Source organism: Deinococcus sp. YIM 77859 (assembly GCF_000745175.1).
Classification (GTDB): domain Bacteria; phylum Deinococcota; class Deinococci; order Deinococcales; family Deinococcaceae; genus Deinococcus.
In genome coordinates, this window is the sequence record NZ_JQNI01000002.1 from 465,177 (window position 1) to 475,000 (window position 9,824).

The 9,824-nt window shown below is 64.3% G+C and carries 6 protein-coding genes, 1 pseudogene and 1 CRISPR repeat array (1 of these 8 only partly in view); of the genes and pseudogenes, 5 read left to right on the forward strand and 2 right to left on the reverse strand.

Annotation, left to right across the window (positions count from 1 at the left end; all coding sequences use genetic code 11):
- Nucleotides 1–9 precede the first annotated feature (9 nt).
- The 5 genes from EI73_RS02460 to EI73_RS16660 all read left to right on the forward strand — a co-directional run bounded on the left by EI73_RS02460 (nucleotide 10) and on the right by EI73_RS16660 (nucleotide 7,304).
- Complete coding sequence (locus tag EI73_RS02460; RefSeq protein ID WP_034383871.1) at nucleotides 10–1,152, forward strand: ABC transporter permease; 1,143 nt, start codon at nucleotides 10–12, stop codon at nucleotides 1,150–1,152.
- Between the two features lie 95 nt (nucleotides 1,153–1,247).
- The gene (locus EI73_RS02465; RefSeq protein WP_034383873.1) at nucleotides 1,248–2,294 is read left to right on the forward strand and encodes an ABC transporter ATP-binding protein; all 1,047 of its coding nucleotides are present in this window, start codon (nucleotides 1,248–1,250) and stop codon (nucleotides 2,292–2,294) included.
- A gap of 47 nt (nucleotides 2,295–2,341) precedes the next feature.
- Nucleotides 2,342–3,325 carry an ABC transporter ATP-binding protein gene (locus tag EI73_RS02470; RefSeq protein ID WP_156103550.1) on the forward strand — a complete coding sequence of 328 codons (984 nt, stop codon included), beginning with the start codon at nucleotides 2,342–2,344 and terminating at the stop codon, nucleotides 3,323–3,325.
- A gap of 99 nt (nucleotides 3,326–3,424) precedes the next feature.
- Nucleotides 3,425–4,702, forward strand: coding sequence for a DUF4139 domain-containing protein (locus tag EI73_RS02475; protein WP_034383875.1), 1,278 nt, complete (start codon nucleotides 3,425–3,427; stop codon nucleotides 4,700–4,702).
- Nucleotides 4,703–4,882: 180 nt separating this feature from the next.
- Nucleotides 4,883–6,947: a CRISPR direct-repeat array (repeat unit 37 nt; unit sequence GTTGCAGCCGTCCTTCGGGGCGGCTGAGGATTGAAAC).
- A 51-nt stretch (nucleotides 6,948–6,998) separates the two neighbouring features.
- Complete coding sequence (locus EI73_RS16660) at nucleotides 6,999–7,304, forward strand: hypothetical protein (protein WP_034383876.1); 306 nt, start codon at nucleotides 6,999–7,001, stop codon at nucleotides 7,302–7,304.
- Here EI73_RS16660 and EI73_RS16925 read toward each other — a convergent pair.
- Together EI73_RS16925 and metH are read right to left on the reverse strand one after the other, a co-directional pair.
- Nucleotides 7,239–7,460, reverse strand: a pseudogene (locus EI73_RS16925) (methylenetetrahydrofolate reductase); the annotation flags it as partial. The gene EI73_RS16660 and the pseudogene EI73_RS16925 sit on opposite strands and share 66 nt — an antisense overlap.
- Nucleotides 7,461–7,678: 218 nt before the next feature.
- Nucleotides 7,679–9,824 carry the 3' portion of a methionine synthase gene (gene metH, locus EI73_RS02485; RefSeq protein ID WP_034383877.1) on the reverse strand. The gene runs 1,526 nt beyond the window's last position, so only the last 2,146 of its 3,672 coding nucleotides appear in the window; its start codon lies off the right edge, out of view — the gene reads right to left on this strand; the stop codon is at nucleotides 7,679–7,681.

Here is a 9,824-nt window from a genome sequence, read left to right on the forward strand (position 1 = left end):
GAGACCCCCATGACGACAACGGCTTCACAAAACCAGACCCGTACTCGCCCGGCCCGGGGTCAGTCGCAATTTGCCGTAGCCTGGGCGCAGTTCCGCAGGAACCGCCTCGCGCAGATCGGCGGCACGCTGCTCATCCTGCTGTACCTCATGGCGCTGCTGGCCCCCTTTCTGGCGCCTGACAGCCTGTCGAGCTACTCGACCACGAACATTACCCGGTTCCACCCGCCCACGCCCATTCACTTCCGTGACCCCGAAACGGGCGCGTTCACTCGGCCCTTCGTGTACCAGTACGCGCAGCAGCTGAACATGGAGACGTTTGTGAACGAGTACCGGCCCACCGAGACGCGCTGCCCGATCTACTTTGGCGTGCGTGGCGAGCCCTACCGGCTGCTGGGGTTTATTCCGGGCAACATTCATCTCTTTGGGACCGGCAGTGAGAACCCTGCCTGCAAGGTGTACCTCTTTGGGGGTGAGGCTCTCGGCCGTGACCTCTTTACTCGCACCATGTACGCCTCGCAGATCTCGCTCACCATCGGTGTGGGCGCGGTGCTGATCACCACCCTCATCGGGCTTTTTATGGGGGCGGCGGCGGCCTACTTCGGCGGCGTCGTGGATACGGTGATTATGCGCATGGTGGAGGTGCTTGCGGCGATTCCTAGCCTCTTCCTCTTGATCCTGCTGCGCTCGGTGTTTCCGCAGGACATCAATCCAATTTTCGCGCTGTATATGATCCTGGGTCTGCTGGCCTTTATCGGCTGGGGCGGCCTGGCCCGGGTGGTGCGCGGACAACTCCTCAGCGTGCGAGAACAGGATTTCGTCTCGGCGGCGCAGGCGCTGGGCGCTGGCAACGGGCGCATCATGTGGCGGCACATGCTGCCCACCATGACCACCTACGTGATTGTGACCCTCAGCCTGGCCATTCCAAGCTACATCCTGCTGGAATCGAGCCTGAGCTTCCTGGGCATCGGCGCGGTCGAGCCCTATGTCTCCTGGGGCGGCCTGCTGAGCCAGGCGCAGGAGGGCGGCTTTGCCAGCATCACGCAGCGGCCCTGGGTGCTGATTCCCGGTTTCTTCATCGTGTTTACGGTGATGTGCTTCCAGCTGCTGGGTGACGGCCTGCGCGACGCCTTTGACCCACGCAAGCGCCAGTAAGACTGCTCCCGCACCGTGCCCAACTTGCCGGTAGGGCACGGTGCGCGCTGTATCATCAGGAACGTGTTTCGCAATAGGTTGCGTACGGAGGAAAAATGACCCACCAGGGTGAAGTGCTGCTGGCCGTCAACGGCCTCAAGACGTACTTCCACACCGATGACGGCGTGGTAAAGAGCGTGGACGGCGTGACCTTCCACATTAAGAAGGGAGAGACGCTGGCGGTGGTGGGCGAGTCGGGGTCGGGCAAGAGCGTGACCAGCCTGAGCATCATGCGTCTGATTCCTATGCCGCCGGGCCGGATCGAGGAGGGCGAGATCCTGTTTACCGGCAAGGACGGCGTTCAAAAGGACATCGTGCGCCTCCCCGAGGCCGAGATGCGCCGCATTCGTGGCAACGACATCTCCATGATCTTTCAGGAGCCCATGACCAGCCTCAACCCGGTCTATACGGTCGGGGACCAGATCGCCGAAGCGGTGATGCTCCACCAGGGCAAAAGCAAGCGTGAGGCGATGGGTGTGGCCACCGAGATGCTGCGGCTGGTCGGGATTCCTGCCCCCGAGAAACGGGTGAACGAGTATCCGCACCAGATGTCGGGTGGGATGCGCCAGCGCGTGATGATCGCCATGGCCCTCTCGTGCAACCCGGCCCTGCTCATTGCCGATGAGCCCACCACGGCGCTGGACGTGACCATTCAGGCCCAGATTCTGGACCTGATGCGCAAGCTCCAGAAGGAAATCGGCATGAGCATCCTCTTTATTACACACAACCTTGGCGTGGTGGCGGAGATGGCTGACCGCGTGGTGGTGATGTACGGCGGGCGTGTGGTCGAGGAAGGCGACGTGGTGGAGATTTTTAAAGCGCCCCGTCATCCCTACACGATGGGGCTCCTGAATTCCATTCCTCGCCCGGGCCTGGACGTACGCGAGGACGGGCAGCCCAAACGCCGCCTAGAAGCCATTCCCGGCAATGTGCCCAACCCCCTTAACCTGCCGCGTGGCTGCTCCTTTGAGCCGCGGTGCAAGTTTGCGGTGGAGGCCTGCCGCGAGGCGGTGCCGCCCCTCTTTGATACCGGTGGCGGCCATACGGCGCGCTGCATCCGCTGGCAGGAGTTTGAACAGGCCCAGCAGGAGGTGACGGCATGACGAGCACAACCACGGTCGCCACGGTAGATCCCCAGGCGGGGCGCGTCATGCCCGGCAAGGGTGAGCCTCTGCTGGAGGTCAACAACCTGCAAAAGTACTTTCCGATTCGCGGCGGGCTGCTCTCGCGGGTGGTGGGGAACGTCAAAGCCGTCAATGACGTGTCCTTTAAGCTGGGCCGTGGCGAGGTTGTCGGGCTGGTGGGTGAATCCGGCTCGGGCAAAACCACGGCGGGCCGCGCAATCCTGCGCCTCATCGAGCCCACCGGCGGGCAGGTGATCTTTAACGGGACCGACATCACCAAGCTCAGCAAGAGCCAGATGCGCGACTACCGCCGGGAGATGCAGATCATCTTCCAAGATCCCTTTGCCTCTCTTAACCCCCGCATGACGGTCGCGGACATCATCGGCGAGGCGATGCAGATTCACAATCTGCACCCCGGCAAGGAGCGCCTTGAGCGCATCGCCGAGCTGCTGGAGAAGGTGGGCTTGCGGCCCGAACACATGCGCCGTTACCCCCACGAGTTTTCGGGTGGACAGCGCCAGCGCATCGGGATCGCGCGCGCCCTGGCGGTAAGCCCCTCCTTTATCGTGGCGGACGAGCCGGTATCGGCCCTCGACGTGTCCATTCAGGCGCAGGTGGTTAACCTCCTGCAGGACCTCCAGGAGGAGCTGGGCCTCACGGTGCTGTTTATCGCGCACGACCTGGCCGTCGTGGAGTACATCTGTGACCGGATCATCGTGATGTACCTGGGCCGCGTGATGGAGATCGCCCCCAGCCGCGAACTGAACAACAACCCCAAGCACCCCTACACAGAAGCGCTGCTCTCGGCGGCCCCGGTGCCTGATCCCACCGTCAAACGCCAGCGCATCATCCTAGAAGGCGACATCCCCAGCCCGATCAACCCGCCTTCGGGCTGCGTGTTCCGCACCCGTTGCCGCTACGCCATTGACGACTGCGCGCGGGTCGTGCCGGAACTGCGCGAAGTTGCTCCCGGCCACTTCAAGGCCTGCATCCGTGACGACATCCTGTAGGTGACCAGCCGTATCAGGCCCCTGCCCCGCGCGGGGGCTTTTTGCTGGTTACTGCCCCACTCTCACACTTCATCAGCCCGTGGGCGGCAAGCTGCTCTCATGAGGAGCATTGTGACGCTGGCCCTGTTGGCCACCCTGGGAACCGCCTCGGCCGCCGACCTCCGGATCTATCCCAGCTTCGCGGAGGTGCGTGAACCTGTGCGAGCTGCCGGGACCACCCTGACGGTCACGCTGCCCGAGGCCGCCTGGGCGGGCCTTCTTCCCGGCACCCTGGATCTGGACGGCCTTCGTTTTAGCAGCGCCGTGCAGCGGCAGGAGGCAGGCTGGCTGGCCTCGCTGGAGGGCAAACGGGTGTACGTGAACAAGGAGGACGGCCGTGCAGAACCCGTCACGCTGGTTCGTGCCCGTGACCTGCTTGTGCGGGACGCGCAGGGCCGTTACCGAACGGTGCGCTTCGAGGAGCTGATCTTCGACGTGCTGCCGCCCCCCAACCCGCAGGCGCCCACCCAGACGCTCACCTTTACGCTGCCGCAGCCGGGAAGCGGCACCCTGTCCTACCTCACCCGCGCCGTGACCTGGGCACCGCGCTATACCCTGGACGCCAGTGCCAGCGGCGCGCAGCTCTCGGCCCTGGCCGATATTCGCAACACCGCCGATCTCGCCTACGACGTCAAGACGACCGAACTCTATGCCGGAGACGTGAACGTACAGGGACCGCCGATGCCCGCGCCGTACATGAGTGCCCGGGTTGAGGCCACCGCCGCTGCCGACGCCGCGCCCAAAATCAACTCGCTTGGCGAGCTGCGCGGCCTGTACCGCTACGCGCTTTCTACCCCCTTCACCCTTCCGGCCAACAGCACGGTCACGTTGCCCTTTCTGGCGCCCAAGCTGACGCTGTTTGAGCGGTATGCGGGCCTGAACACCTACTTCACGCCCCAGAATAGCTCCGGCACCCTCAGCCGCTTCTACCGCCTCAAAGCTGACCAGCGTCTGCCGGGCGGCAGCCTAACGGTGCGCGAGGAGGGCCGTATTGTTGGACAAACCACTCTGACTGAGACCCCAAAGGGTGAGCTGATTGAATTCAGCCTAGGCAGTGATCCCGACGTTCGCTACACGCGAACCGTCCAGCTTCTGAGCAGCGACCGGAACCCCCAGGGCAACGTCCTGAGAAGCACCTACCGAGTGACCTATGCCTTCGAGAACAGCAAAGACCGCCCTGTCCGTGCCGAAGTCACCGAACGGGTCAACGGTCGCCGCATTCTGATCGACGGCGTGACCAAGGGCCAGAATGCTTCCGCCGAGCTGCGTGTAGATGTGCCCGCCAACGGCAAGGTGACAAAGAGCCTGACACTGGTCATCGACAACAGCGAGCAGTAGACTGCGCGAACCCCACGTGACGAAAAAACCCCGGGGGGTTCGCGCAAAGCAAAAAGTCCCCCTGGGACGGGATCTTTGACAACTGACCCTCAAGGCCACCTCCAAAAACTGGACAGCTCTGGGGAGGTTCGCGCAAACTGATGGCGGGGAGCCGTCTGGGACGCATCCGGATGGCGAACCGTTGCAGCCGTCCTTCGGGGCGGCTGAGGATTGAAACCCAAATATTTGGTGACCATGAACACCGCCCCGCCCGTTGCAGCCGTCCTTCGGGGCGGCTGAGGATTGAAACTCTGCGGGTGGGCATTAGAACCCTCCTTGTGTGGGGTTGCAGCCGTCCTTCGGGGCGGCTGAGGATTGAAACTCCAACGTCCGCGCCGCCGCCGAGCTGTTTGCCCAGGTTGCAGCCGTCCTTCGGGGCGGCTGAGGATTGAAACTGCAGAGAATCAAGTGGAAGCCTTCGCGCACTACCTCGTTGCAGCCGTCCTTCGGGGCGGCTGAGGATTGAAACTACATCACCGAGTTCGTGAAGACGGTCCTGGCCCGGCGTTGCAGCCGTCCTTCGGGGCGGCTGAGGATTGAAACATGCAGCCGGGCAAGGTGCGGGACGACACGGGTTGCAGCCGTCCTTCGGGGCGGCTGAGGATTGAAACTCTATTTCCGACAACCCCGTCGTGCTGCGCGGCCAACCGTGTTGCAGCCGTCCTTCGGGGCGGCTGAGGATTGAAACCGTGACGCCGCCCAGCAGGTCCAGGCTGGGGAACGTGTTGCAGCCGTCCTTCGGGGCGGCTGAGGATTGAAACACGCCAAGATCTTCGAGAGGGATAGAGAACTCTTTGTTGCAGCCGTCCTTCGGGGCGGCTGAGGATTGAAACTTATACCCGCTTTCAATCGCCTTCAACTTCTCGGGTTGCAGCCGTCCTTCGGGGCGGCTGAGGATTGAAACGTTGTCAATTCCCCACTTGTCTACGAATTCGATGTTGCAGCCGTCCTTCGGGGCGGCTGAGGATTGAAACGATAGGTGAGCGTTCCCGCCAGCCCCACACTCACGTTGCAGCCGTCCTTCGGGGCGGCTGAGGATTGAAACTTTCCTGAGAGGGACCAGGGAAATGGGGAGGGGTTGCAGCCGTCCTTCGGGGCGGCTGAGGATTGAAACGCCGAGTGCGAGATGCTCTCCGCTCAAGTGGCGGCGGTTGCAGCCGTCCTTCGGGGCGGCTGAGGATTGAAACCGGGGCGGCTGAGGATGGACGCCTCGGCTCCGCGCGGTTGCAGCCGTCCTTCGGGGCGGCTGAGGATTGAAACACGCTTGCCCGCCAAGTGGCGGCTATCGTAGCGTTGCAGCCGTCCTTCGGGGCGGCTGAGGATTGAAACGCGCCGTCCCGCTCAACCTCGTAGGCCTCGCCCGGGTTGCAGCCGTCCTTCGGGGCGGCTGAGGATTGAAACGCCTGAGAATCCAACCGCTTTAGCGGTTGGAGTTGTTGCAGCCGTCCTTCGGGGCGGCTGAGGATTGAAACTGAGATAATTATGCCAGATATGGCAGAGTATGTCGTTGCAGCCGTCCTTCGGGGCGGCTGAGGATTGAAACAAAATTGAAAACACGGGTATGCACCCTTCCACCAGGTTGCAGCCGTCCTTCGGGGCGGCTGAGGATTGAAACGAACTGTTCCCCGTACAGCGAGACTTCGACTCCCATGTTGCAGCCGTCCTTCGGGGCGGCTGAGGATTGAAACGTGCCTTTGAGCTAGCGCATGTCGCGCACGACGGCATCAATCACGTTGCAGCCGTCCTTCGGGGCGGCTGAGGATTGAAACCATACTTCTCCCAACGAAAGGCGCTGAATTCGCACGTTGCAGCCGTCCTTCGGGGCGGCTGAGGATTGAAACCGGGAACTATCCGGCGCGGCAATGGCAGATTCTCGCGCGTTGCAGCCGTCCTTCGGGGCGGCTGAGGATTGAAACCAGTGAGGCAGCAGGCGTCCAGTGAGGCAGCAGGCGGTTGCAGCCGTCCTTCGGGGCGGCTGAGGATTGAAACGTAATGACCCCGTTCCTGCGGCGAACCATGATGCCCGTTGCAGCCGTCCTTCGGGGCGGCTGAGGATTGAAACGACGGTGCCCCAGAACGTATCGCCCCAGGTGTTGCCGTTGCAGCCGTCCTTCGGGGCGGCTGAGGATTGAAACCACCTGGCCAACCGCGTGCGCCCCACCCCGGCGGGTTGCAGCCGTCCTTCGGGGCGGCTGCGGCCCTACACAATGCCCTCGAGGTACGCCCGTACGTCGGCCTTCACGGGCATAAAGTACATGTGCTGGCCGCGCTCGCGGGCGAAGGCAAGCGCTTGGGCGGCAAAGGCGCGGTTCCATTCCAAGGTGGGCTGGAACTGGCGGGGGAAAACGGCGTGGTTGCGGGCACGCCAGTAGTTCAGGGTGGCTTCGCTGGTGACGGTGGTGGCGCCCCACCAGACTTCGGCACCTTCTGGGATGAGGTCGGCGTAGGCGTCCATCAGGCGCAGGTCAAAAAAGGGCTGGGTAAAAAACCCGCACGCGCCCGCGTCAAGCTTGCGCTCCAGGTAGTCGCGTTCGCGGGCGAAGCTGTGACGGTAGGGGTCTAGGCCCGCGTAGACCCGGAGGTGTGGGAGCTCGCGCCGAAAGCGGCGGATCGCCCGCACGGCGTCCACGTCGTAGACCTGGGCGCTCATGTCGGCTGGGGCGTCGCCGGTGATGATAAGCACCTCGTCGATGCCCGCTGCCTCCAATGCCTCCGCCATCGGCAGGGCGGCGGCGGGGTTGAGGTCCACGGCACGGATGTGCGGAATCGCGCGGTAACGGGGCCGCGCAAAGGAGCAGCCGATCCAAGACCGCGTGGAAAACCGGGTGAGGTCGGGCACGTTTACGGTGCAGACGCCCGGCAGGTGCTGCGCGACCACTTCCAGCTCGGCCCTCAGGCCTGAGCGGCTGCGGGGGACAAGTTCGATGGAAACGCGCGTCACTGGACGCTCCCGGCGGCGGGTTGCAGGGGAGCGGGCTGCGGAAAGGGCGGCACCACCCTGGCCGGGTCATACGCGAGGATGGGCCCCAGCCAGCGCTCGGCTTCCTCGACGCTCCAGCCCTTGCGCTCTGCGTAGTCTTCCACCTGATCGCGCCCGATTCGGCCCACCGCAAAGTAGTGTGCTTCGGGATGGGCAAAGTACAGGCCTGAAACGGCAGCGGCGGGGAACATGGCGCCCGATTCGGTGAGCGAGAGGCCGACTTCCTCCGCGTGCAGGAGGTTGAACAGGGTGCGTTTCTCGGTGTGGTCGGGCTGGGCAGGATAGCCGGGAGCAGGGCGAATGCCCTGGTAGCGCTCCTGGATAAGCGCCTTGTTGTCCAGAGCCTCGTCAGGCGCGTAGCCCCAGTACCGTACCCGCACGTCACGGTGGAGCTTCTCGGCAAAGGCCTCGGCCAGGCGGTCGGCCACCGCCTTGGTCAGAATTGCGCTGTAATCGTCGTGCTGGGCTTCAAAGGTGCGGGCGAGTTCTTCGGCGCCGTGGATGGCGACCCCAAAGGCCCCGATGTGGTCGCCCCGCCGGGCCACAAAGTCGGCCAGGGCGGTGTTGGGGGTGGCTTGGTCGCGCTGCTGCCGAAGGGTGTGCAGCCGCGCGGTGCGCTCTGCCTCCACCACGATGTCATCTCCCTCTCGCCGCGCCGGCCACAGCCCGATCACGCCGCGTGCCTCCAGCAGTCCTTCCTGGATGATGCGCCGCAGGAGAGCCTGCGCGTCGTCGAAGAGGCGGCGGGCTTCTGCTCCCCGCAGCGGATCGGTGAGGATGCTCGGGTAGACGCCCTTCATCTCCCAGGCGATGAAGAAGGGCGTCCAGTCGATGTAGTCGAGCAGCTCGCTGAGGGGCTGCTCGATGACGTGGCGGCCCAGTTCGCGGGGAGGGGGTGGCAGGGTAGGGGAGAGGCGTGGCGCTCGGGCGCGAGCCTGCTCAAGCGGGATGAGGCGAACCTGGCGCTCGCCGTGCCGTTCACGCAGGGCGGCGTATTCCTCCCGCACACGCTCCTGCACCGCGCCGGGCTGCGAGAGCAGGTCGCCCACCACGCCCACCGCCCGGCTGGCATCGAGCACATGAATCACCCGGCCGGGATAGGCGGGCTCGATCTTGACGGCGGTATGGGCGCGGCTGGTGGTTGCGCCGCCGATCAGGAGTGGCGTCTGTAGGCCCCGGCGGGTCATCTCGCGGGCCACATGCACCATCTCGTCGAGCGAGGGGGTAATCAGGCCCGAGAGGCCGATCACGTCCGCTCCTAGCTCCTGCGCGGTGTCCAGAATCTTTTCCGCAGGAACCATCACGCCCAGATCCGTGACCTCGTAGCCGTTGCAGGCGAGAACCACGCCCACGATGTTCTTGCCGATGTCGTGCACGTCGCCCTTTACGGTGGCAAGGAGCACCCGGCCCTTGCCGCCGCTTTCTTGCTTCTGCGCTTCGAGGTACGGAGTGAGGTGCGCCACCGCGCGTTTCATCACCCGGGCGGACTTGACGACCTGCGGCAGGAACATCTTTCCAGCTCCAAACAGGTCGCCCACCACGTTCATGCCGTCCATCAGCGGCCCCTCGATCACGGCGAGCGGCGAGCCGAGACGCTGGTAGGCTTCCTCGGCATCCTCCACGACGTATTCGGTGATCCCGTGAACCAAGGCGTGCTTAAGCCGCTCGGCGACGGGCCACTCCCGCCAGGCACTCTGGGCGCTCGCCTCGCGCTTGACGGCTTTGTACCGCTCGGCCAGAGTGATCAGGCGCTCGGTCGCGTCCGGCCTGCGGGCCAGAATCACGTCCTCCACCGCCTCCCGCAGCTCCGGTTCGATGTCCTCGTAGACGGCGAGCATCCCGGCGTTCACAATGCCCATATCCAGCCCAGCACGAATGGCGTGGTACAGGAAGACCGCGTGCATCGCCTCGCGGACGTGGTTGTTCCCCCGGAACGAAAAGGACACGTTGGAGATCCCGCCCGATACCAGCGCGCCCGGCAGGTTCGCCTTGATCCAACGTGTCGCCTCGATGAAGTCGAGCGCGTAGCGGTCGTGCTCCTCGATGCCGGTCGCCACGGTGAGTACGTTGGGGTCAAAGATGATGTCCTGCGGGGGAAAATCG